The following is a 23,833-nucleotide window of genomic DNA, read 5'->3' as shown; positions in this document are numbered from 1 at the left end:
GATGATCGATGTAAAAGCTGCACCTATGAATGAAGAGCAATTGAAGAGGGTTTTATTGGGAGTGACAGAGGGAGAAATTCCATGGACTGAGGTTAATGAACAGGAGGTCATTTCCTCGATGATGGCTCATATCGGCTCACTCGATGCTGAGCTTCGGGATGATTTGATTTTCTCTATCTTCGCTCAGTTGATTGTAGAAAAGAATCAGCTGGAAGCGGAGCTGATGGAAGAAATGATGGATCTGTGTCTGCAGGATCTGCTTTTCAAAGGGATTGGAGAAAAAGGGACAGACACCGTGTTCACCAGAGCTTTTACTTCATTACTGATGGCTCTGCTTTTGTATCGGGATAAGGAAGATGACTTTTTGAGCGGAACAAAAGTGGTCGAGGTGAAAGAAGCTTTTTTGCGTTACCTCTCGTTAGAGGAAGACTACAGAGGGTATGTCAAAGAGAAGGGCTGGGCTCACAGCATGGCCCATGCGGCTGACGCTGTTGATGAACTTGTCAGGAACGAAAAAACGGACAGTGACGCTTATCCTGAGCTTTTCCGTGCTTTATGGTCGAAGGCCTTTATCTATGATCATGCCTATATCCATGGGGAAGAGGAGCGAATCTTGACGCCGGTCATGGAAATGTTGAACCGTGGATTGGATATTACACTCGTGGAGGATCACATGAAAGAGCTCCCCTTAGAATGGAACGAGCATAAAAACCGCGCCACTATGGAGCAGTATTTAGTATTCCGAAACAACGCCAAAGCTTTTTTGAAAAGCCTGTATATCCAAATGAATCAAAACTCTCCCTTTGACCGCCTTCAACGACAAGTGGAGGTGCTGCTTGGAAAATGAGTGATTACATCAGAGAGGTACGTGAGAAAGTAGGAAACATGCCCCTGGTCGTCAGCGTCGCCGGCTGCCTGATTCGTCAGCATGTCACTTATCCGAACGGGGATGAAGTTTATTTTGTGAATCTTATTTTCGAATGCCGGAATTTTGAAGGAACCATGAAAGTGAACGATCATGAAAGTAGGGAGCTGAAGTTTTTCGCTTCTGATTCCCTGCCACCACTGACGGCTAGTAATGAACCGATCGTTGCTACTTATTTCGGCTAATAAAGATGAAAAACATGGAGTCGATTCATTTTAGTTTTTAAGAATTAGAGGTGTTTGATGTGGAAGTGAAAGTAGAGCCGCTGAAGGGGTTCACCCCACAAATAGTCCTGTTGGTGTCCCAAATGAACTATGCTAGAAAAACAACCCGACAAGCTGTAGAAGGACTTACCACTGCTGAACTGGATTTTTTACCTAGTCAGAACGGCAACAGTATAGGCGCGTTATTGTTACATATCGCAGCAGTGGAGAAAGGGTTTCAAATCGAAATTTTTGACGGACGGACTCCGAGCGAGCAGGAAATGCTGGAATGGGGGGCTGCTTACAGCCTTGGAGAAAAAGGAAGAGAGGACATCAAAGGACATCCGTTGGAATACTACCTTTCAAAACTTGAAAAAGTGAGGGAACGAACGCTTGAAGAACTTTCACAACGGGCGGATGATTGGTTATATGAAGAGAGGATATGGGATCATCATTCTTCGAACAACTACTTCATCTGGTTTCATGTCTTGGAAGATGAGATCAATCATAGAGGGCAGATGAGAGTGATTAGGAAGATGATTGCCAACCGTTGAGAGTTTAGTATGAAGTGTTTGTACCGTTTATTTATGATTACTAGTAAAAGAAAGCGCGTCTAAGGAATTCCTTAGACGCGCTTGGCTGTGAGTATTCTTGTTCAATTGTATTCCTACACGAACTTTTTAATAAACCCCTACATTATCCCATGCTTGAGATACTGCATTCGCTGCCGAAGTACCGTAAAGGTCCAAAGCAGACTGTTCCAATGCTTCTCTAGCATTTGTGAAATTGCTGTTCGGAGTCAAGTAAACAGTCAACGCGCGGTAATAGATCTGCTCAGATTGTGCAATGCCTAAACTGTTGATCGTATAGTAAGCAGCTTTGTTCGGGATTCCACTGTTGATGTGGACGCCGCCCCAGTCGCCGGCTTCTGTGTTCGGCAGGTTCTGGTATTCATTCATATGATCAGGCTGATTGTAAGCGTTCGGGTTGGACATGGAGCGCAAAGCATCTCCTGGCTGCCCTGGTGTGTAAACATCTTCACCCATCAACCAATCCTCTGAATCTACGAAATATCCAAACACGTCAGAGAAGGACTCGTTCAGTGCACCTGATTGATTTTCATAAACCAATTCGGCTGTCGTATCGGTTACGGCGTGTGTCAATTCGTGAGCGACCACATCATCGGCACCAGATAGGTAGGTGAATGTGGAACCATCACCATCTCCATAAATCATTTGATTCCCAGTCCAAGCTGCATTGTTGTAATTGCTGCCGTAGTGGACGGTCGAACGGATGTCGGCTCCCTGGTCGTCATAACTTACACGACCGAATTGATCATAGTAATAATCAAAGACTTCTCCTGCATAATAGTGAGCATCTACTGCGGCCTTTTGACGTTCGCTGTAAAAGGTGTTCCCGGAGTCTGTAACATAAGATCCAGGCAGGCTGTAATACTCGCCACCATAGTTATCAAAGGTTTCAATGACGCCATTCATCGGTTTTGTCGTATCAAAAAGATAATACGTATTGTTATAGAAATAAGTATTCAAAGATTTCGTATCTCCTAAAACCCCCGTGCCTGTCCCAGTTGCTTCATGAACAAGGTTCATAGATTTAAGGACCTCTCCATTTTCAGCGTTGATATAGATCTGCCAGTTGGCAGGGTATGGTTGGGAGAATTGCAGTTCAACATGATAGGCAAGTGTGTACGTACCATCTTCATAATGAACAACGAGATCGGAGTTCTCTGTCAATGTTTGGAAGTCTTCTCCTTTTAAACTCTTCTGGACATGGTCCGCTTCTTCACGGGAGACATCAATTTCATCCCAAGCCAAATCCAGCGCTTCCTTCTTTTTAATGTCTTTCGTTTGTTTTATTTTCTTTGGAGCATCTTCGTGAAGTTCCCCATTCACTGCCGTTACATGTCCATCTTGATCTGTGTGAACGACAACCTTGGCATTTGCCACGGGAACCTGACCGACTAATCGTTGGTATGTATAGTGCGTCATTCCAAGATCATCCGTTTCAGATTTCAACAATTTCAAGTCACTGCCTGGGTTCAGCTGGGAGAGTTTTTCATTATGCTTGAAGAACTCTTTCATTCCCTTTTCAGACTTGACTTTCTTATCCTTCAGGTTTTCTTTCATGAAAACAGGATTTTCTGCTTTCCCGTTTCCATTATTTCCAACCTCTGCGTGAGCCATGGTTCCGCCAGTCACCAGGCTCGTACCTAATACAAATGTAGCTACTGTGTGTTTCCAGTTCATCGAATCCCTCCTGTATTTTTAACACAAATTCAATGTAACATAATATTCTGAATTCGTGTTTGGGATATACAGGGGGCGTGATGGCTGCTAAGAGGGGGCGAAATGAATGGACTTGGGAATCCCTCAAAATGGCTTGAAAATGAACAGGTAAGCATGTATGGAAAGGAGTTGTGTTGGTATAATGCATCGTTTGAGAATCAGTTGAATCTTATGAGTATGATCAACTGGGAAGGTCTATTTAAATGTTCTCTGAATCTATAATAGGAAAGGGAGAACCCTCTATCTGCGGCAATGGTTTCTAATAAGTCTACCTCGTTAAACATGACATCCGAAAGCGTACCATCGAATATTTCGGTTAATAATTTGTAATACATTCCAACAATCTTTTCATTGTTAAGACGGTCGTAAACCGTTTGTATTTTCATCATTTGCCTCCCACCAGATCAGTCTCCGTGTAGCTCGGTCTATCTCACATTCTACTCTGCTTACGTTCGTTCGTTAAGTGAATGGTGTATCTTTTACAATCTTTTTACTTCTGCAAGCAATATTTTTCTATTTATTGGAAAGGGGGGGGCCGTTCTTTTCCTTGCCAGCGATGGGTATAGGTCAAAAGATCCGTTGACCATTGGCTGTTATCTTTTCTATAATCATAAACAAATGATAATGAAAATCGTTATCATTTGTTTATGAGGAGGAGATAGAATGAATGATAGTAATCCTATCGCGCAATTAACGATGAAGGAGGGGGCGAAGGAATCGTCTTTTTCTTTTCGGCCCCTGGATGAAGAAAAAGACGTGGAACTGCTTTATGACTGGATGCATCAGAAGCACATTGCTCCATTTTGGAAGCTGGATCTTTCAATGGGAGAGCTTCGTTCCTGGGTTCGAAAGTCCGTAGAAGCAGAACATAAGGACGGTTACATAGGTACATACAATGGAAAGCCTGTCTGCTATTTAATTGCGTATGCGATTGATAAGGATCCGATCCAAGACTATTACGACGATCAACACGGCGATTTAGGTATGCATCTGTTGATTGGGCCTCGTCATTTGTTGAATAAGGAGGATGGTTTGTCGCTTGTTCGTGCGATGATCTATTTCCTGTTTGATCGTTATCAGGCAAAAAGAATCATTGGAGAACCCGACCGCCGGAACCGTATTGTAATTCCGATTTTGAAGCAGGTGGGTGGAGAAAATCTCGGTCCGATTGATCTTCATGGGAAGCAAGCAGCCTTAATTGTGGGAGCGAAAGAAGCATTTGAAAAATCACTTCGGGACAATGACGTCGAAACTGAGATGTTGACCAGGATGCGTACGTCCAAAAGTGAGCTGGTGGTATGAAAGTAGATCCACAAGTACTCCGTTTACTTAAAACCATTGGAAATCGGATGGTAGAGCTTGAACATCCCGCGCTCGATCAATTAACGCCCGCACAGTCGAGAGATTACTACGAAGTGGCTAGAGAATATTTTAAAGAGCTGCCAGTAGACGGTGTGACCGTGTTTGATTCTTCTTTTCAGGGCAGATCAGGGAATGAAGTTCCGGTTAGAATCTATACGCCTGAAGGAGAAGGACCATTTCCTGTGCTCGTTTATTTTCACGGGGGTGGCTGGGTATTCGGGAATATCGACAGTTCAGATAATATCTGTCGTTATTTTTCGTCTCATGCGCAAACCGTTGTGATCTCTGTGGATTACCGCTTAGCGCCTGAACATAAATACCCGGCAGCTTTTCACGATGCTTTGGATACCGTCACATGGGTCTCCATTGAGGCTCATCGGTGGAACATAGACTTCACACGGCTGGCTGTTGGAGGAGAAAGCTCTGGCGGTAACCTGGCTGCTGCTTCGGCGATTTATTTTATGGATGATGAGGAAATTGAGATTTCTCATCAATTTCTCATTACCCCTGTGTTGGATCATAACTTCGATACGGCATCGTATAAGGCGAATTATACATACAACCTGACGAACGAAAAAATGAAATGGTTCTTCCAGCATTATTTGAAAAAGGAGGAAGATGGGCGGGATGTGTTTGTATCGCCGTTACGGACTCGAAGCATGGCCAAGTTACCTCAAACTTTGATGGTGACCGCAGAGTATGACCCTCTGAGGGTAGAGGCGTTTACTTATGCTGAGCGGCTCGAAACCTCAGGAGTGTCCGTAAATCATCTCCATTTTGAAGATCTCGTCCACAGTTTTATCAATATGGCTGGTGTCGTGGATCGTTCTGCAGAAGCCCTTGAGGATATAACGAGTGCACTAAAAGAAATGCTGCATCCATAACATGTTCCACCTTCGTTCGCGGAGGTGGACTTTTTTTTGCCTAATTTAAAACAGGTGAAGAAAATACTAGTAATGGAGGAGGGAATAGTTAAAAACGCCTGTTTTCATTCACGTTTTCCTTAATTATCAGAAAAATTATCGACTCGTATCCCTGATAAAAACCGCTCTATATCAAAAGGTGAGTGCATAACTGAGAATGATAATAGTTTTCAATTAGTGTTGACATTGATAATCATTATCAAATAGTATAGCTGTAGGCCATTGAGTAAAACGAAAAGGAGTGGAATCACATGAGTGTGAATATAAAGAAATCCAATCAGGAATTATTGAATCAACAAAATCAACGAGAGTCGAATGCGAGGTCGTATCCGCGACGTTTTCCGTTAGCGATCCAGGAAGCAGAAGGGGTCTACATCACAGACGTGGAGGGCAACCGTTACATCGATTGTCTGGCCGGCGCTGGAACATTGGCTTTAGGACATAATCACCCAGTCGTCATTGAAGCGATGGAAAAAGTGCTTCACGATAAATTGCCATTACATACGCTCGATCTTACGACAGAAGTGAAAGAACAATTTGTCGATGAGCTGTTCTCAAGTCTTCCGGAAGGCTTCCGTGACCGCGCGAAGGTTCAGTTTTGTGGGCCGACAGGCGGTGATGCGATTGAAGCAGCATTGAAACTTGCCAAAACCGCGACAGGTAGACAAAGCATACTCACCTTCCAGGGCGGATATCATGGTGCGACTCATGGAACGATGGCGATCAGTGGAAACCTTGGACCGAAGAAGCGTGTACAGGGATTGATGCCGGATACACACTTCCTTCCATACCCTTATGATTACCGTTGTCCATTCGGAAAAGGAGGAAAAGAAGGGGCTGAGCTGAGCGTCGCTTACATTGAACAATTGCTCGATGATCCGGAGAGTGGGATTCTTCCTCCGGCAGCCATGATTTTTGAAACCGTACAAGGAGAAGGTGGTTCCATTCCAGCACCGATTGAGTGGCTGCAGGAAATGCGCCGGATTACGAAAGAACGTGGGATTCCGCTGATCATTGATGAAGTCCAAACAGGAATCGGCCGCACAGGAGAACTCTTCTCCTTTGAACATGCAGGCATTGTACCGGATGCTTTTGTGCTGTCAAAAGCGATTGGCGGCAGTCTTCCGCTCTCGGTTGTCGTTTATGATCGTGATCTGGATGCATGGGAGCCCGGGGCTCATATCGGTACCTTCCGGGGCAACCAAATGGCGATGGCTGCAGGAACAGCTACCCTTAAATATATTAAGGAACACCAGCTTTTAACTCATGCAAAAGCAATGGGCGAAAAGATTTTCAGGTCGTTAACAGAACTGCAGAAGCATTACCCGCAGCTTGGGGATGTGCGCGGACGCGGCTTGATGCTTGGAGTGGAAATCGTTGATCCTTCAGGAAAACCTGGGCTGGGAGGCAGTCATCCAGCGGATCCCGATTTGACGAACCGGATTCAAAAAGGCTGTTTTGATCGTGGGTTGATTCTTGAAAGTGGTGGCCGCCATGGATCTGTGCTCCGCTTCCTGCCACCACTCATCATTACAGAAGAGCAGGTCGATACAATCGTATCCATCTTCAACGAAGCCGTAGCTGCTGCCGTTACGGAGTGAAAGATATGATAACGACAACAAATAAATCAGCAGCTGCCGCATTTGATTCCTTTTTCCTTCAGCATGGCGAAGAAAGCGGAGAGCATTTTCGGAACCATGTCGAACTCGTCATCGATGCCCTAGCGGAAGTTTTTCAAGACATTGATCGACCATTGGAAGGAAAAGACATACACGACATCCAGCAGGAGCTTCAAACGGTCATGGATTTTTCAGAAGAACCGCAGTCGCTACATGAAGTCCTACAGGAAATCAAAGGCCCTGTCATAAAGAATAGTCTCCACGTTTCGCACGAAAAGAGCATGGCTCATCTACACTGCCCTCCCGTTTTGCCAGGCATACTGGCGGAACTGATTATCGGATCGCTGAACCAATCGATGGATTCATGGGATCAGAGCCCGGCAGCGACTTACGTCGAAGAAGGGTTGACTCGTTACTTTTCAGCGCTTATCGGTTTTTCGGAAAGAGGAGAAGGGGTCTTCACAAGTGGAGGGACACAGTCCAACTATATGGGAATGTTACTTGCACGCGATGCTTTCTGCCTGTCGGAATGGAACCACGTCGTCCAAAGAGACGGACTGCCGGAGTCGTTCAAAAAGATGAGGGTGCTCTGTTCTGAGGAAGCTCATTTTTCTGTGAAAAAATCCGTGTCGCAGCTGGGTCTTGGTGAACAGGCAGTCGTTCCGGTTCCCGTTAACGAGAACCATCAGATGGATGCGGAGGAGGTCAAACGTACGGTTGAACAACTGGAACAGGAGGGGCTTCTTCCTTATGCGGTTGTCAGTACATGCGGCACGACCGACTTTGGGAGCATCGATCCTCTCGAGAGTCTTGCGGATTTTTGTGAAGAAAAAGGACTCTGGCTTCATGTGGATGCGGCCTACGGGGCAGGACTTCTGCTTAGTGAGGAACACGGAGATAAGCTTGCTGGCATAAACCGGGCGGATTCGGTAACGCTCGATTTCCATAAATGGCTGTATCAGCCGATCAGCTGTGGGATGTTTGTCGTTAAAGACCGGAAGCACCTGAGGCTGTTATCTCATCACGCGGATTACTTGAATCCTTTAGAAGATGAAGAAGAAGGCATAGTGAACCTTGTGAATAAGAGCATTCAGACGACACGGAGGTTTGATGCGCTGAAGGTTCTTATGACCTTGAAAGTTCTCGGCACGCGCTTATTAGGGAGGATGGTGGACAGGACAATGGAAGTGGCGCGTTTTGCTGCAGAGGAATTGGGGGCTCGCGAAGCTTTCTATGTTGAAAATCCTTCTCCTGAACTTTCCGCAGTCGTCTTTCAATACCAGCCGGATGGAAGCGGGGATGTGAATGATTTGAACCGGAAAATTCAGCAAAGGCTTTTTCACAAAGGAGAAGCGGTCATTGCGAAAACATCGGTCAGAGGAGAAACATACTTGAAATTTACAATCTTGAATCCACGAACGACGGAAGAAGATGTGTGGGCCGTGATCAATGAAATTGAGAATACAGCGAAACAGATAGTAGGAGGGACACCTCATTGAATAAAGCAAAAGAAATTGCCGAAAAGGCTACGATGCAAAGTTTTCTTAATTGCTACTTAAGAGAAACGGGCAACTATGAGTGGATGAATGCTGGCGAAGGCGATGGAAAAATGGTGCGCATCCCTTTGCTCAGACAGGATTTGGTCATCCATGTACCCGTGAAGTATTGGTCATTAACAGGGAGGCATCTGTTTGATTATCCGTTCACCTATCAATCAGAAGGAAACGAAGAATCGCATACTCTGGACTATGTTACGCTCTCGACCCTCCTTGTGAAGGAATGGCTCATTGGGAATGGACAGGAATGGTCAGAAGATGAACTCATCCTGCGTGTGATACTCAGCTGCAAGAAAATGAAGGATTATGTAGCCGCACGTTTCGAGGATCGTCACCAGCTGATGGCTGAAGATTTTACATTTATCGAAGCGGAGCAGTCGCTGCTGTTCGGGCATTTGCTGCATCCAACTCCGAAAAGCAAGCAAGGTCTGACTGATGCTGAGGACCGGAAGTATTCGCCTGAATATAAAGGCAGGTTCCAGCTCCACTATTTCAGTGTGAATCCTGATCTTATTGAAGAAGAGTCCAGTTTGGATCGTTCCGCATCTGCCTGCATCTATGAAGATGTAAAAGATACAGAAGGTTCGGAACGGCTTGTGAAGGAGTGGAACAAGGGGCGCTGTTTAATCCCTGTCCACCCCCTTCAAGTATCTGTCGTATTGGAAGATTCAGAAGTTCAACGTTTGCTGTCTTCCGGGGAGCTCAGCTATCTTGGACCAGCGGGTGTCCGGTTTACAGCTACCTCATCGTTCCGGACGCTGTACAATGAATCTTCCCGGTTTATGTACAAATTCTCTGTGCCAGTGAAAATCACGAACTCCTTGAGGGCGAACCAGCCGAAGGAACTAGCCAGAGGGGTGGAAGTTTCCCGTTTGCTCGACACGGAGCTGGGTGAGCAACTGAAGCATCACCATCCGAATTTCCATATGATGAAAGATCCTGCGGCGATCAATATTCTTTTATCCAAAGAAACGTCAGGATTTGAAGTTTCCTTGAGGGAAAATCCTTTTTACCAAGATAGCGATCAGGTAAGTCTAATTGCAGGGCTTGTCCAGGATCATGCCTTCGGAGGGCAGTCCAGACTTTCTGCGATCATTCAAGGTCTAGCCGAACGGGAAGGGCGTGCAGTGGAAGACGTGAGTCTCGATTGGTTTGACAAGTATTTGTCAATCAGCCTGGATCCTATCCTTTGGCTGCACCACACGCACGGCATCGCCCTTGAAGCCCACCAGCAGAATTCCGTTGTTCGTTTGGAAAAAGGTTACCCTTCCCAGTTTTATTACAGGGATAACCAGGGCTATTATTTCAGCCGGTCCAAAGCGGATCAACTGGTGGAACGGCTTCCTTCATTGAACAGTAAAAGCGATACCATCTGTGAGGATGATGTCGCAGATGAACGGCTTCGCTATTATTTCGTTTTCAACCATTTATACGGGCTGATCAACGGATTCGGTGTCGGTCAATTGATCGATGAAGAGAAATTGATGGATCTTCTTCGTACCCGTTTGATGAACCATCATCCATCCTCTTTTGTCCAAAGTCTCTTGGAAGAGAGCAAGCTCCCTTGTAAGGCCAATCTGCTGACACGTTTGTACGATATGGACGAACTGGTCGGGCCGATGGAAGCGCAGTCGGTCTATACTGCGGTTGATAATCCGCTTGCTGCAAAGGTGGGAGTCATCCATGAGCATTGAATTTGAGGTCTATGATGAAACGATCCAGCGCACGATTGCGTTTCGGAAAGCTCTAATGGAAGATGTCGCTTTGGTTCACAAGTGGATGAATGAAGACCAGGTGCATCCCTTCTGGCAGTTGAATCTTCCGTTTGAGCGTTTTGAAAAACATTACCGGAAAGCACTGCGCGACACTCATCAGACGCTTTATCTCGGCATGATCGACGGGGAAGTGATGAGCTATTGGGAAGCATATTGGGTCAAAGGGGATGTCTTAGAAAACTCATACTCGCCAAAAGCTTACGATCAGGGAATTCATCTGTTGATCGGGGAAAAGGATTACCTCGGTTCAGGCTTTGCCCTGCCCCTTTTAAGAGCGATGGTGCGTTTTCAATTGGAACAGGATGCAACAACGAAAGTCGTGGCAGAACCGGACATTAGGAATGAAAAGATGATCCATATTTTCGAAAAGTGCGGGTTTACACCAATTACTCCCATACAGTTGCCGGATAAAAAGGCGCAGCTCATGTTTTGTGAACGAGAAACATTTGAATCGAGGTGGAACGATGAATACAGAAAAGCAGATCTTTGATGTGATCGGCATCGGGCTTGGGCCGTTCAATTTAGGGATGGCCGCCCTCTTGGATACGGTCGATGATGTGGGGGCACTCTTTCTGGAAAGGGAAGAAGAGTTCCAGTGGCACCCTCATCTGTTGATGGAAGGGACGACACTGCAGGTGCCTTTTTTCGCAGACCTGGTCAGCATGGCGGATGTCACGAATAAGAACAGCTTTCTAAATTACCTGCAGGAACATAACCGTTTGTACAATTTTTATTTTCTGGAGAAGTTCCATATCCCGAGGAAGGAGTACAACCACTACTGCCGCTGGGTCAGCGACCGGCTGGACAGTCTTCGGTTTGGCAAGGAAGTCACCCGGGTGACCACTGTAGAAATCGGTGAAAAAACGCGCTATCAAGTGAAATCTCTGGATTCCAAATCAGGTGAGGAATCTACGTACATCGCTAAAAACATCGTGATGGGCATCGGTACGGAGCCACGGGTACCAGAGGCGCTACATGATGCACTGGGAGCATCCGTTTTTCATACGTCCGAATATTTGAAGAGAAAACCATCGTGTGATTTATCCAGGTCTGTAGCTGTCATTGGATCGGGACAGAGCGCGGCGGAAGTTTTCCTTGATGTGGCAAAACACCAGGAGGAAACAGGCGGTTCGCTTCAGTGGTACACAAGGTCGCAAGGGTTCTTTCCGATGGAGTACTCAAAGCTTGGGCTTGAGTATTTCTCTCCAGATTATATCGATTTCTTCTATGAGCTGCCTCAATGGAAGAAAGACCAGCTGTTACATAAGCAGGACCTTCTCTACAAAGGAATCAGTGCAGAAACGATCGCTGCCATTTATGACCATCTTTATGAGCGGACGGTCGGCAACACCGATCCATCGATCCAGCTTCAAGCAATGACAGAAGTGACTGCCATTCAACCAGAAGGGGACCATTTGAAATTAAGAGGTTATCAGAAAGTAACCGAAGATCCTCTGGAGATGGAGGCGGACCTGGTCATTTTAGGGACGGGATATCAGCCTCGTGTGCCCGCCTTTTTCTCAAAGTTAAAGGACAGCATCACCTGGGATGATCAGGGCAGGTTTACTGTGAACAAAGGCTATGACCTGGCTACAGACCTCAAGGCGGATGGGCACATTTTCATCCAAAATGGCGAACTTCACACCCACGGCGTCGGCGCACCTGACCTTGGACTTGGGGCGCATCGAAATGCTGTGATCATCAACCGTATCGCAGGGAGAGAGGTCTATTCCATACAACAAAATAACGTCTTCCAAACCTTCGGAACGAAAAAGGCCTTGGCTGCACACCATCAATCATAAGAAAGAGGGGATCGATTTGTTATTTCAAAAGGACATTCATGAACAATTGAACAGAGAGAATTGGAAAAAGGCGAATCAGCAGTTGATGGCGAAAATGTTCGCGGAATATATGTATGAGGATATGATTCAGCCGGAAGTTTTACATGTAGATGGGAAAACGGGAGCTTATGAACTTTCCGTTTTCAAGGAAAAATCGTACCGTTTCGTTGCTGAAAAACGTTTATTCGACAGTTTTGATGTCTCTGCTAAGGATTTGAAAAAAGTGGAGCATGGCGAGGAAGAAGAAGCGGACAACGCCATCGAATTGCTGATTGACTTAAAGGAAATCATCGGCATGTCACCAGAAACCACCGGCCATTTAATCAAAGAAATGCACGCCACTTTGATCGCGGATGTTCATCTGATGGAAAAGACAGATGTGTCGTCTGATGAGTTGATTTCTCTTGACTACGCTGATCTGGAAGGGTATATGAAGGGGCATCCATGGATCACTTACAACAAAGGAAGAATTGGCTTCGGTTATGATGACTACCTTCGCTTCGCTCCCGAGCATCAACAGGAAGTGAAGCTCTCCTGGATTGCTGCTCATAAGGAACGAGCAACCTTCCGGTCTATTCAGGACCTGAGCTATGAAAAACTTCTGAATGAGGAATTAAGTGAACAAGAGAGGGAACGATTCTTTGCCGAGGTGAGGAGACAGAACCGTGATCCGGAGGATTATTACTTTTTCCCAGTACATGAATGGCAGTGGAAAAATCAGCTGATCCAAAACTTCCCGGAAGAAATCGCGAAAAAGGAGATCATTGCTGTTGGAGATGGTGACGATGCGTATCTTCCCCAACAGTCGATCCGTACGTTTGTTAATAGAAGTACCAAAGAGAAACATCATGTCAAGCTTCCAATCAGCATTCTGAATACTCTTGTGTACCGAGGGCTGCCTGCCGAACGGACAGTGATTGCCCCGAAAGTCACCGAATGGATCAAAGGGCTTTATGAACAAGACGACTTCCTAAAGAACGAGTGCCGGGTGATTCTGCCAGGGGAAAACGCAAGCATCAATGTGGATCATAAACATTACGCTTCGGTTAAGGATGCTCCGTATCAATACCTTGAAATGCTGGGGACGATTTGGCGTGAAAGCATCTATACGTATCTGGAAGACGGCGAGCAAGCCATCACACTTGCGGCACTGGTTCACGAAGATCCTCACGGGAAACCTTTCATACAATCGTTGATCGAGTCTTCTGGACTGGATGCGGAAAGTTGGATGAAGAAGTTTTATAAAGTGGTCATGGATCCTTTGCTTCACTACTTATACAAATATGGGACGGTCTTTTCTCCGCACGGGCAGAATACGATTCTCGTGCTGAAAGATCATGAGCCGCATCGTCTTGCCGTCAAGGACTTTGTCGATGACGTGAACGTGACCGATCAGCCATTTCCTGAGCTTGCGCATGTAACGGAAGAAATGAAAGCCGTGCTGCGAACAGAACCACCGGAAGGTTTGACGCAGTTTATCTTTACTGGACTTTTCATCTGCCATCTTCGTTACTTAAGCCATATCTTAGAAAAACATCAGCTGTTGTCGGAAGAAACCTTTTGGCAGCTGCTTGCAGGCTCCATCCACGACTACCAGCGCAGGTTCCCTGAACTGAAGGATCGGTTTGAGCTGTTTGATTTCTTCAAACCGGAAATGACGAAGCTTTGCCTGAACCGCAACCGTATGGTCGATTATGGATATGCGGATGGAGATGATCGCCCGCATGCATCCGAATTTGGCAACGTAACCAACGCACTGGTTGCTTTTAAAGAACAGACGGTGTGATACCTGACGAAAAGAGGGATGGATCGTGGCAATCATTGTCCAAAAATATGGAGGAACTTCACTACAAACAACCGAACGAATCAAACAGGCAGCCGGTCTCATTATTGGCGAACAGAAGAAAGGAAACCAATTGGTCGTCGTTGTCTCAGCCATGGGGAATTCGACCAATCGACTGGTGCAACTCTCTCGTGAAGTCTCTTCTTGTACAAGCGGGAGAGAGAAGGATTTGCTTTTAGCTACAGGAGAACAAGTGTCATGTGCCCTGATGGCCCTTGCCCTACAGGAGAAAGGACAGGCAGCCATCGCGATGACAGGCGAGCAGGCCGGGATTGAAGTGGAACACCTCCACGGGAATGCCAGGATCACGTCCATTGATTCTCGTGCCATTAAGAAAGAGCTGCAACAGGGAAAGGTAGTCATCGTAGCCGGATTTCAAGGTGCAGCGGCGAGCGGTGAAATCTGCACACTTGGCCGAGGCGGCTCCGATACGACAGCTGCTGCTTTGGCTGCTGACTTGAAAGCGGGGCGTTGTGACATCTGCACGGATGTCGATGGGGTGTATGCGGCAGACCCTCGCATGATCCCGCATGCAGGCAAGTATTCCTACATGGATTACGACAGCCTTCTAACCATGGCTGAAATGGGAGCAGGGGTGATTCATCCGCGAGCGGTCGCACATGCGAAAGAATATCAAGTTCCTCTTGTTATTCGTTCCAGCTTCTGTGAAGAGCCAGGGACTTGGATATCCAATGATCCGTCTCCCACTTCTGTCGCCGGGGTCACGTATCAAAACAACCTCTGTCACCTCCGTCTTTCGGGAAGTCGGTTGAAAAAGGAAAAACTGTTGGAATGGTTGAAGGATATGGACATAATCGGAACCACGTCTGTTCATTTACAAACGGAGGAATTTCTCGTCGTGATCAAGGAAGACGACCTTGACCAGGTAATCACCTGCCTTGATCAATCCAAAGTTCAGCTGGGAATACAAACCATTCAAACGGAGGTTCAAAAAGCGGCCATTCATTTGGTTTTCGGTCAGGAGGAAGGAAAAAGGAAGCAGACCGCTTCGTTGAATGAAAAAGAGTGGATGCCTTTAAAAGAGATTCACCCAATCGACAGTCATACCGCCGTATGGAGTGTTTCGGTCCCTGAAGAACATGGAACAGATATGGCTCGACGGGTGTATGACGCCTTTGTTGGTGTGAATCATCATAAATTTCCGCTTGCCTATTGAAAGTCACTCGAAAGCCTGCCCCTTGTTATATTTAAACGGGGGCAGGCTTCTTCAACCATCAACACCTAACCCTATTTACAAATGAAGGATTCGAGTGGGGGAGTTATGTACAAAGTTCAATGATAGGAAGGTATAATAAAAAGGCTCCAAGTAAACTTGGAGCCTTTTTAATGATTGAAAAATTTAGTTGATATACATGCCGACGCCAGGACCGAATGGAATGCCCAGCAAAGCAAAAGCAAGCAATAAAACAATCCAGACACTTAAGAAAATAACAGCATAAGGCAGCATTAGTGCAATCAAGGTACCGAGCCCGGCTTTCTTATCGTATTCTTTCATAAAGGCTAGAACGATAATGATATATGGGTTCATCGGCGTAATGATGTTTGTAGATGAATCGGCGATACGGTATGCGGCCTGAATGAATGCCGGATGATAGTCCAGCAGGTAGAACATCTTCAGGAAAATCGGTGCTTCGAGTGCCCACTGGGCAGATCCACTGAAAATGAACATATTCATCAATGCGGTCAAGAAGACGAATCCGATCACAACTGGAAGTCCTGTCATGTTAATCGATCCTAAGAAGTTCGCTCCGCTGACGGCAATCCATGTGCCGATGTTCGTCCAGTCGAAGTAAGCGATGAATTGGGCAGCTGCGAAAATCAGGACGATGAAACCGGACATTTCTTTCATGGCTTCTCCCATATAGCCTGAGATATCGCGTGTGGAAGTGATTTTCTTAACCGTAACCCCGTAAGCAACGCCAATAGTGATGAAGAATAATAGAATGATAGGGACGATTCCACTCAAGAATGGAGAGGGGATGATTCCTCCTTCTTCATTTCTCAACGCTGATCCAGGGATGGCAATGGCGACGATTAGGATAGCAATAAATCCGAGAGCGGCAAAGACAGCATTTCTAAATCCGCGTTTTTCCAGTTTTGTACTTTCCTCTAACTCTGTACCGCCTTCCCCTTCATATTTACCTAGACGAGGTTCGACGATTTTTTCAGTAATTAACGCTCCAGTGACGGATAGGACTACAACAGAGACAATCATGAAATACCAGTTATCCACAGGTGTGACGACAATGTTGGAGTCCAGGCTTTCCATGACTTCTGTAGAGATTCCAGAAAGCAAAGCGTCTGTCCCGGCAATGATGATGTTGGCGGTGAAACCAGAACCTACACCGGCAAAACCAGCGGCCAAACCGGCCAAAGGGTGACGGCCGAGCGTATAGAATACCATGGCAGCTAGTGGTGGGACGATAACAAATGCGGCATCTGAAGCCAGGTTACCTAGAATACCGACGAAAATAACGGCATAAGTGATCAAAGATTTCGGTGCTTTCAAAATCGTGCTCTTAATCGCAGTTTCCAATAAGCCGACCTTGTTAGCCAGTCCAATACCAAGCATCATCGCCAACACGAGGCCGAGCGGCTTGAATCCAGTGAAATTTTCGAGCATGGAGGTGAGGATATATTGTAGTCCTTCTCCTGAAATTAAGCTTTTAATAGCGATTTCTTCCCCGGTACCCGGCTGTGTTGTCGTAACGCCGAAGAGGGAAATGATCCAGGAGCCAATGATGGTAAAAACAGAGAGGTAAACAAACAGCATAAACGGGTCAGGTAGTTTATTCCCGACCTTTTCCACGCCGTTTAACAGCCTGGAAAAACCTTTTGCTTTCTTTGTAGAGCTTTGATCATTCATGTTAATCATCCTTTCTATATTTTAGGAAAAGTTCCTTAATTGTTCCGTAAAAAGAAGGAAGAAGGGAGGAAGGGTTAATCCTCCTTGAGAAAACGGAAAACTTTTCTCGGTCTTCCTCGTTCGCCGGACTGCTGTTCTCCAGCTTGTTCGACGATTCGTACCCGTTCCAACTCTGCCAGAATCCGTCTTCCATTGCGTTCGGTGCTTTTCAACCATCGGGACAAATCCTGGGGAAGAAAAGTGATCCCGATGGTACTGCTTGGAATAAGCGATCAGTTTAGAAATCACGCCAGGGGGCTGAGATTGGCTTCTTTCATTTTGTTTTGCAAGGTATGACCAATTTCGGTGGTGTGGTAATTGAACGTCTTTTGTTGTTGTTTCAGTGAAATGGATTGGTCTTCATCGACGATGAGAAGAAGAGGTTCCTGCTCATCCTTGATGTGACGGAAACCGATTCTGACATGATTTTCTGCTTGAGATACGGTCTCGCCAAAACCGATCGATACGCGGGCGGTCAAATTCGTTTGCAGACGAATATCTTCAATGAGTGTGAAGAGGTCTGCTTCCGACTCTTCGCTCAGCTCCCCACGAGTTGTGAAAATGAAGAAGAGTCCGTCTCCCAGCTGCATGACAGAACCATTGGTTTTCTCGGCAATGGATAGCAATTGTCTGCGTACGTCGAGTTCCTGGTATTTGGTTTTGAAAGAGTAGTAGTTTTCTTCAGCGTGGGACGCATTCATCTCCACACGGCAGCCGATGATGGCTACCTGAGAATTTCGGAAATGCTTGGATTGGGCGCGTTCCTCTAAAAACTGAATGATCATTTTGATCGACAGGTACGAAGGAGTCACCCGGAATACGGGTACATTTCTCTCTTTCAGTTCTTTGTAGACCGCCTTGATCGATGTGATCACGACTTCTGTTTTCCCTTCTTCGTATAGTTGGCTATGAAACGCAGTCAGTTCATCCGTGTGGCGGACGTTCTCAAAAGGAAAGTTTTCGTAATCGAGTTCATCCAACTGGTAGTAAGATAAGATTTTGTCAAATTCTTCGTTGGCGATTGTATCGATACTGACTTTTCGGTAGACATGGTTCGATGTCAGTTGAGCTTCCAATAAAATTCCGAAAAAACTGGATCCATGAAGGGGTGGATAAGCACTTTCTTCTTCTGTAATTAAATTGTTTTCCATCGCATAGGTGTGGTTAAGGACGCCTGAGAAAAACCATTGATCTACGTGATGTCGATGTTCCTTCAGGATGTCTTTTACGTCTGATAATTTTTCATACGCATGAGGATAGAAGGTGATGTGTTCGAATTCCTCTGCGACATACATAATCTGTTCGACGGAATCTTTCGGTCCGATGACTCCGATTTTGGTTTTCATCGATCTTCACTCGTTTCTGATTCTAAATAAGCAGCCAATACGTTGGTTCCCTTATTTAAATCTTCAATCGACGCATGTTCTCTCGGATGGTGACTGATGCCTTCACGGCAAGGAATGAAGATGAGTCCTGATGGCCAGCGGGTCGCCATGTTCATGACATCGTGACCGGCACCACTGTCCATGGAGTGGGCGCGATAGCCTGTATTTTCGGTTATTTCTACTAGTTTCTTTTCAATCGAAGGATTCAGATGGACAGAATCATTATCGACGAGAGTGTGGACGTGAACAGAGGAATTCATCGTTTCACAGTAGGAGCGAATTTGATCGGCAAGGCCTCGTTTCAGTTCATCATCAACACTTCGAATATCAATACCCAACTGAACTTCTCCATGAATGACGTTCATGACGTTGGGAGAGAGATGGACAGTACTTACGGTCGCTACAATCGGTGTGGTTTGATCCTCATTCAGTTTCCGTGCTTGCTCTTCTACATACGTAATGAGTGGTGCAGCTGCGACAAAAGCATCAGAGCGGTTATGCATAGGGGTCGTCCCGGTATGGTTGGCCATCCCTTTGACGGTGACTTGCAAGCGTACGGGGCAGGCGACTCCTCTCACGATCCCTATCTCCGCTCCGTTCTCTTCAATCTGCGTTCCCTGCTCGATATGAAGCTCAAGGAAACTTTCGATGTCGTCGGTAGTTTTTTCTGCCTGATCAATCGAGTCCCATGATAGACCATAAGATTCGACGGCTTCTTTAATGGAGATTCCGTCAGCATCGACGACCTTTCCAAGTTCGTCTTTTTCGATCATTCCGGCGACAGCTTTGCTTCCTACCGTGGATACGCCGAAGCGGGCGGACTCTTCTGAAGCAAAACAAATCACATCGATGTTCTTCTTGGGCTTGAACCCTTTGTCTTTCAGACGTTTGACAGCAGCTAAGCCAGTCAAAACTCCGGCAGCACCATCGTAGCCTCCACCGGAACTGACAGTATCCAGGTGGGACCCGACCGCAATGGTAGGCGCGTCTTCCTTTTCAGCACTCCATCGTGCCCATAGATTGCCGGCAGCGTCTTGTGTCACGTCAAGGTTCAATTCAGCGGCCACTTTTTTAAATGCTTCGTGCGCCTTTTTTTCTTCCTCGGTATAGCTCAGTCTGGTGAAGCCGTTCACCTCATCCATCTGGTCGGTTACGTTGAGTTGTAATAGTTTATCTTCTAACCATTGTTTCAAAGCGAATTTCCTCCTCTAATTACATGTGCATAGGCAGCCAATGCTACGGGTAAAACGGCCTCTTCGAAATCGAAGGCAGGGGAGTGGTGGTTGGATGGCAAGTGTGTGCCGAACAACATATAAGTCGCTAGACCTCCACCAGCTTGGACAGCATTCATCATAAAACTTGCATCCTCTGACCCTGAGACTTCCGCCACTTGATCGATGTTCTCAATCCAGGAGCTGTTTATACATGTGTCCTGGATGAAGGGGATCAGAGCAGTGTCTCCGTGCATTTGTTCTGTCTTTCCTACGAATTCGATGGCCACTTCTACGTTGTACATTGAAGCGGCTGACTGGATGATGCGTTCGGCTTCTTTTTGCATATATTCATTGATGGACTTCGTTTCTCCCCGTGTTTCAATCTCCAAGTAACCAGCATCCGAAATGATGTTCCGCCCATTTCCGGCGATCAGCTTTCCGACGTTGATCCGGCTCACGCCTTCACTATGGCGAGGGATGGCATGAAGCTGGGTGGCTGCCGTTGCCGCTGCAAGGAGAGCATTCCGGCCGTCTTCCGGCTTCATTCCTGCATGGGAAGACTGCCCGCTAAACGTGACATTCAGTTTGGAAGAAGCGAGAAACCCTTCGGTACTTGCGGCAATCGTTCCGACAGGGAGGGGTTTGATGCCGATGTGACCGGAATAAAACTGATCGACCCCTTTAAGCCAGCCCTGATCCACCATCGCCTTCGCACCACGACCACCTTCTTCTGCCGGCTGAAATAGAAGAGTGAAAGATCCTTTCCAGCGATCTTTGAAATGAGAGATGAAGGAGGCCAGACCAAGGCCGATAGCAGCGTGGCCGTCATGCCCACAGGCGTGCATGATACCGTTTTCTTTGGATTGGAAGTCGTATTCGTATGGGAAATGTTCGCTGTCCTCTGCTTCCAGAATAGGGAGAGCATCAATGTCGAACCGGAAAGCGAGGTGGGGACCTTCGATTCCTGTATCCCACTGGGCGACCACACCTGTGTGACCACCTTTCATTGTTTCGATCCAACCTTCTGGTACACCATCTTTCAAAGCACGGGCTTCTGCTTTTTGAAGATCCCTGTCTTTCGGAACCCCGGATCGTGAATCGCTTTGTAAAGCTTCTTTCCCTGTATAGATCGCAAACCCCAGTTCTTCTAATTTTGTTGCGATTTTGTAGGTGGTTTGATATTCCCGGAAACCGAGCTCAGGGTGCTGATGGAGCTCGCGTCGCCAGGAGATCAAATCGGAATCTACCTGTTGTATAAAAGCATCGATTTCTTCAATCATGGTTATCCCTCCTGATGGGATAGAGAATGTAGCGTGTCTAAAGCAACTTCTGCTAGAAAGCGGCTACCCATGGGTAAGGCTTTCTCATCCAGTTGGAAACCTGGGTCATGAAGCGGCTTTTGTTCAGACGCGTCGTCGATTTGAGTGCCTAACCAGATGAAGGCACCAGGGTAGTCGAGAAGGAAGCGTGAGAAATCTTCACCAGCTAACGCGGGTTCCACCTCTGGTGTCGCTTTTTCGCCGAACAGCCGCTTGGCGGTATTCCTAGCTTGCTGGGCATAGGCAGGTGTGTTGATGGTAGCTGGATAACCATCGAAATAGTCAATGTCAATCTCTGCATCGAAGGCGTCTGCTGTTTGATGAAGGATCGTGTGGAAACGCTGCTTGATCATTTCCTTTACTTCCGGCTTGTACGTCCGTACCGTTCCTTCGAAGGTCACTTCTTTAGGAATGACGTTGTAGCGGTGACCACCTTCAATTTTACCGATCGTAAGGACAGCTGAATCCAGGGGATTGACGTTACGGCTTACGATGGTTTGGAGACTGGAAATCATCTGATTGGCAATGATGATCGCGTCGTTGCCTTCATGGGGCATGCTGGCATGTCCGCCTCTGCCCGTCACTTTGACGGAGAAGCGATCTGAAGCGCCCATCATCTCTTTGTCCCGGACACCAATTTCACCAACCGGTAATCCTAGCCATACGTGCTGCCCATAGATGACATCCGGCTTGTATTCATCGAATACGCCGTCTTCCATCATTGGACCGGACCCGCCAATCGGAGAAGCTTCTTCGGCTGGTTGGAAAACGAGAAGGACGGTTCCTTCTAATTGTTCCTCTACCTGCTTGAGAGCGTAACCTGCACCGAGAAGCATCGCTGTATGGGCGTCGTGTCCACAGGCGTGCATCTTTCCATCGACTTCTGAAACAAACGTGTGTTCATTCGTTTCTTGAATGGGAAGGGCATCCATATCCGCTCTTAATGCCACAGTACGGCCAGGCTTAGATCCTTGGATGATGCCGAGGACACCTGTCTTAGCAAAACCATTCTTATAAGTAATGCCATATTCCGTAAGTTTTTCTTTAACCAAGGCAGAGGTGTTCACTTCTTCACCGCTTAACTCTGGATATTTATGCAACTGTCGTCGTATTTGATAGATGTCTTTTTCGATGTCGTTGATGTAGGATTGTATAGTTCCCAAAAAGGACACCCCTTTAATTTAGTTTTTGGACATTGTCCTTAAATGTTCCGTTATTTATGTACTATAACAAATAATTCATGAAAATTCACTAACCTATCAGGAAGTTTTCTGAATTTTAATAAGAATAACCAGCTGAGAACCTATATAAATCAAGGTTTGGGCATGGGAGAATTTTTTTGAAAATAATATAGAAATCAGGATAAGGGAGGGTGAACCATTTTGGTGGGTTCAAAATAATTAGATTCATAAGAAAGGGGAACGAAGTAAAAAAAGAAAGTGAGGTTCATAAGGGAGAAAAGAAATGGGGGGAAGCTGTAGGAAGAAAGGGGTGACATCTTCGATAACAAGTTCAGGATGAGTGTACTTATGAGGAGTACACACTCACCCTGTCATCACTCATATTATGAAAGTGACCCTATCGTACGGAGTTATATAAATTTTTTAATGCGACTTGTAAATTCGAATAGAACTTCACCTTAATGGTCGGGAGGTTGGAAGATACCCACGTTTTTGAAAGTATAGGCTTCATTCCAGAAATGGTTGTCTGTACTCCCATTAAGGACAGGGATTGGATAAGTTTGGATAGTTTTTCAAAGAAAACATGGTCTACCGTGGTGATGGTTGAACAATCGATGATCACTTGATGGGCGCCCATTTGAGTTACATTATGTATGCCCCTGTCAAGAATATATTGGAATTCGATTTGGTCCATGATGGGCTGTAACGGGAGGAGAACGATGCCATTAGATAGTGGAATGACGTTTACCGACATGTCTTCCATCCATTTCATCATCCGCTGTTCTTTATCATAAAAGTCGGTCACATCACTATATTCGACCATCGCTCCATTAACCTTTCCATTTTCCTTTAATAAACGTGTGCGAATCGATAAATACAAATTGTATTTTCCCCATTGATAAGGGATTGCTTCAAAAGTGAATTCCTCAGAAGTCCGAACGGTTCTTTCCACATGGCGCACTTCTTCTGGCGCATTAGGAAAGAGGTCATACACATTTTTTCCAAGGACATCCTCTTCTTTTACTTGTAAAAGACATGCACCTTGTTGGTTGATATGAGTAATTTGATAGTCTAAATCAATCGCCATCACACCTAAGGACAGTTGATCGAAAACTTCGTTTACTGGCGTCATATTGCTCCCCCTTAGAACTTGATTGATGAAGCACTCTCTACTATATATTAAGTTCTATTTCCTACGACAAAAATCCTTTTTATATATTTGTATAATACTTGAACGATTGAATCACTATTAGATTCTAGTACAACGTCCATCATTCATGATTTACATAGTAATGTCAAAACTTTTGTTCTATTATATTTTTGTTTGTTTCTCTCCTTGGTCACTTTTACAGGTGCTCATCCCTTGTGATACGTCTTCATGATCTCTGTGATTGTTCCCGAATATATACCGATGAGCATTGGAGTGGACCATGAGGATCAGAAAAAGTCACCCTG

The 23,833-nt window shown here is 46.0% G+C and carries 20 protein-coding genes; 12 read left to right on the top strand and 8 right to left on the bottom strand.

The window, feature by feature from the left end; genetic code table 11:
• The first annotated feature begins 1 nt into the window (after position 1).
• Genes LC065_RS17880 through LC065_RS17870 form a run of 3 tightly spaced genes read left to right on the top strand, consistent with a single transcriptional unit; the run spans position 2 to position 1,682 of the window.
• On the top strand, positions 2-847 hold the full coding sequence (locus LC065_RS17880; protein WP_226588467.1) for a DUF2785 domain-containing protein: 846 nt from the start codon (positions 2-4) through the stop codon (positions 845-847).
• Entirely contained in the window at positions 844-1,110 is a 267-nt protein-coding gene (locus tag LC065_RS17875; RefSeq protein ID WP_226588468.1) for an NUDIX hydrolase, read from the top strand. The genes LC065_RS17880 and LC065_RS17875 overlap by 4 nt, the downstream gene beginning before the upstream one ends.
• A 59-nt stretch (positions 1,111-1,169) precedes the next feature.
• Positions 1,170-1,682, top strand: coding sequence for a DinB family protein (locus tag LC065_RS17870; RefSeq protein ID WP_371933363.1), 513 nt, complete (start codon positions 1,170-1,172; stop codon positions 1,680-1,682).
• A gap of 126 nt (positions 1,683-1,808) precedes the next feature.
• Here LC065_RS17870 and LC065_RS17865 read toward each other — a convergent pair whose 3' ends face one another.
• Positions 1,809-3,395 (bottom strand): M4 family metallopeptidase, encoded by a 1,587-nt coding sequence (locus tag LC065_RS17865; protein WP_226588470.1) that lies wholly within the window; start codon positions 3,393-3,395, stop codon positions 1,809-1,811.
• 702 nt (positions 3,396-4,097) lie between these two features.
• On the opposite strand from LC065_RS17865, the gene LC065_RS17860 reads away from it, so the two are divergent.
• From LC065_RS17860 to LC065_RS17820, 9 genes are all read left to right on the top strand, one after another.
• The gene (locus LC065_RS17860; RefSeq protein ID WP_226588475.1) at positions 4,098-4,736 is read left to right on the top strand and encodes a GNAT family N-acetyltransferase; all 639 of its coding nucleotides are present in this window, start codon (positions 4,098-4,100) and stop codon (positions 4,734-4,736) included.
• Positions 4,733-5,680, top strand: coding sequence for an alpha/beta hydrolase (locus tag LC065_RS17855; RefSeq protein WP_226588477.1), 948 nt, complete (start codon positions 4,733-4,735; stop codon positions 5,678-5,680). Before LC065_RS17860 ends, LC065_RS17855 begins: the two co-directional genes overlap by 4 nt.
• A gap of 290 nt (positions 5,681-5,970) precedes the next feature.
• Entirely contained in the window at positions 5,971-7,320 is a 1,350-nt protein-coding gene (locus tag LC065_RS17850; RefSeq protein ID WP_226588479.1) for an aspartate aminotransferase family protein, read from the top strand.
• Positions 7,321-7,325: 5 nt separating this feature from the next.
• The gene (locus tag LC065_RS17845; RefSeq protein WP_226588481.1) at positions 7,326-8,837 is read left to right on the top strand and encodes a pyridoxal phosphate-dependent decarboxylase family protein; all 1,512 of its coding nucleotides are present in this window, start codon (positions 7,326-7,328) and stop codon (positions 8,835-8,837) included.
• On the top strand, positions 8,834-10,588 hold the full coding sequence (locus LC065_RS17840) for an IucA/IucC family protein (protein WP_226588483.1): 1,755 nt from the start codon (positions 8,834-8,836) through the stop codon (positions 10,586-10,588). Before LC065_RS17845 ends, LC065_RS17840 begins: the two co-directional genes overlap by 4 nt.
• On the top strand, positions 10,578-11,159 hold the full coding sequence (locus LC065_RS17835; RefSeq protein WP_264187660.1) for a GNAT family N-acetyltransferase: 582 nt from the start codon (positions 10,578-10,580) through the stop codon (positions 11,157-11,159). The genes LC065_RS17840 and LC065_RS17835 overlap by 11 nt, the downstream gene beginning before the upstream one ends.
• Positions 11,134-12,471 carry a lysine N(6)-hydroxylase/L-ornithine N(5)-oxygenase family protein gene (locus LC065_RS17830; protein ID WP_226588485.1) on the top strand — a complete coding sequence of 446 codons (1,338 nt, stop codon included), beginning with the start codon at positions 11,134-11,136 and terminating at the stop codon, positions 12,469-12,471. Before LC065_RS17835 ends, LC065_RS17830 begins: the two co-directional genes overlap by 26 nt.
• Positions 12,472-12,487: 16 nt before the next feature.
• Positions 12,488-14,296 carry an IucA/IucC family protein gene (locus tag LC065_RS17825; protein ID WP_226588487.1) on the top strand — a complete coding sequence of 603 codons (1,809 nt, stop codon included), beginning with the start codon at positions 12,488-12,490 and terminating at the stop codon, positions 14,294-14,296.
• Positions 14,297-14,321: 25 nt separating this feature from the next.
• Positions 14,322-15,530 carry an aspartate kinase gene (locus LC065_RS17820; protein WP_226588489.1) on the top strand — a complete coding sequence of 403 codons (1,209 nt, stop codon included), beginning with the start codon at positions 14,322-14,324 and terminating at the stop codon, positions 15,528-15,530.
• Positions 15,531-15,713: 183 nt separating this feature from the next.
• Here LC065_RS17820 and LC065_RS17815 read toward each other — a convergent pair whose 3' ends face one another.
• The 7 genes from LC065_RS17815 to LC065_RS17785 form a co-directional block, all read right to left on the bottom strand.
• On the bottom strand, positions 15,714-17,249 hold the full coding sequence (locus tag LC065_RS17815; protein WP_226588491.1) for an AbgT family transporter: 1,536 nt from the start codon (positions 17,247-17,249) through the stop codon (positions 15,714-15,716).
• Positions 17,250-17,314: 65 nt separating this feature from the next.
• Complete coding sequence (locus tag LC065_RS17810) at positions 17,315-17,452, bottom strand: hypothetical protein (RefSeq protein ID WP_306163605.1); 138 nt, start codon at positions 17,450-17,452, stop codon at positions 17,315-17,317.
• A 72-nt stretch (positions 17,453-17,524) separates the two neighbouring features.
• Positions 17,525-18,625 (bottom strand): hypothetical protein, encoded by a 1,101-nt coding sequence (locus LC065_RS17805; RefSeq protein ID WP_306163604.1) that lies wholly within the window; start codon positions 18,623-18,625, stop codon positions 17,525-17,527.
• Positions 18,622-19,857 (bottom strand): M20 family metallo-hydrolase, encoded by a 1,236-nt coding sequence (locus LC065_RS17800; protein WP_306163603.1) that lies wholly within the window; start codon positions 19,855-19,857, stop codon positions 18,622-18,624. The genes LC065_RS17805 and LC065_RS17800 overlap by 4 nt, the downstream gene beginning before the upstream one ends.
• On the bottom strand, positions 19,854-21,158 hold the full coding sequence (locus tag LC065_RS17795) for an amidohydrolase (protein ID WP_306163602.1): 1,305 nt from the start codon (positions 21,156-21,158) through the stop codon (positions 19,854-19,856). Before LC065_RS17795 ends, LC065_RS17800 begins: the two co-directional genes overlap by 4 nt.
• Before the next feature lie 2 nt (positions 21,159-21,160).
• Positions 21,161-22,360: a M20 metallopeptidase family protein gene (locus LC065_RS17790; RefSeq protein WP_306163601.1), complete on the bottom strand. Its 1,200-nt coding sequence runs from the start codon at positions 22,358-22,360 to the stop codon at positions 21,161-21,163.
• A gap of 415 nt (positions 22,361-22,775) precedes the next feature.
• Positions 22,776-23,510, bottom strand: coding sequence for a PAS domain-containing protein (locus LC065_RS17785; protein WP_226588500.1), 735 nt, complete (start codon positions 23,508-23,510; stop codon positions 22,776-22,778).
• Between the last annotated feature and the right edge of the window lie 323 nt (positions 23,511-23,833).

The sequence above is a fragment of the Halobacillus litoralis genome (assembly GCF_020524085.2).
In the GTDB taxonomy this organism is placed as follows: domain Bacteria; phylum Bacillota; class Bacilli; order Bacillales; family Halobacillaceae; genus Halobacillus; species Halobacillus litoralis_E.
Note: the sequence above shows the minus strand (reverse complement) of the source record. Positions and strands in the feature narration are given on the sequence as shown.

Excerpts from the sequence above, each read along its gene's own strand:
- LC065_RS17845 (WP_226588481.1), top strand. The coding sequence starts at position 7,326 with ATGATAACGACAACAAATAAATCAGCAGCTGCCGCATTTGATTCCTTT.
- LC065_RS17805 (WP_306163604.1), bottom strand. The coding sequence starts at position 18,625 with ATGAAAACCAAAATCGGAGTCATCGGACCGAAAGATTCCGTCGAACAG.
- LC065_RS17855 (WP_226588477.1), top strand. The coding sequence starts at position 4,733 with ATGAAAGTAGATCCACAAGTACTCCGTTTACTTAAAACCATTGGAAAT.
- LC065_RS17795 (WP_306163602.1), bottom strand. The coding sequence starts at position 21,158 with ATGATTGAAGAAATCGATGCTTTTATACAACAGGTAGATTCCGATTTG.
- LC065_RS17830 (WP_226588485.1), top strand. The coding sequence starts at position 11,134 with ATGAATACAGAAAAGCAGATCTTTGATGTGATCGGCATCGGGCTTGGG.
- LC065_RS17815 (WP_226588491.1), bottom strand. The coding sequence starts at position 17,249 with ATGATTAACATGAATGATCAAAGCTCTACAAAGAAAGCAAAAGGTTTT.
- LC065_RS17860 (WP_226588475.1), top strand. The coding sequence starts at position 4,098 with ATGAATGATAGTAATCCTATCGCGCAATTAACGATGAAGGAGGGGGCG.
- LC065_RS17875 (WP_226588468.1), top strand. The coding sequence starts at position 844 with ATGAGTGATTACATCAGAGAGGTACGTGAGAAAGTAGGAAACATGCCC.
- LC065_RS17865 (WP_226588470.1), bottom strand. The coding sequence starts at position 3,395 with ATGAACTGGAAACACACAGTAGCTACATTTGTATTAGGTACGAGCCTG.
- LC065_RS17785 (WP_226588500.1), bottom strand. The coding sequence starts at position 23,510 with ATGACGCCAGTAAACGAAGTTTTCGATCAACTGTCCTTAGGTGTGATG.
- LC065_RS17835 (WP_264187660.1), top strand. The coding sequence starts at position 10,578 with ATGAGCATTGAATTTGAGGTCTATGATGAAACGATCCAGCGCACGATT.
- LC065_RS17880 (WP_226588467.1), top strand. The coding sequence starts at position 2 with ATGATCGATGTAAAAGCTGCACCTATGAATGAAGAGCAATTGAAGAGG.
- LC065_RS17850 (WP_226588479.1), top strand. The coding sequence starts at position 5,971 with ATGAGTGTGAATATAAAGAAATCCAATCAGGAATTATTGAATCAACAA.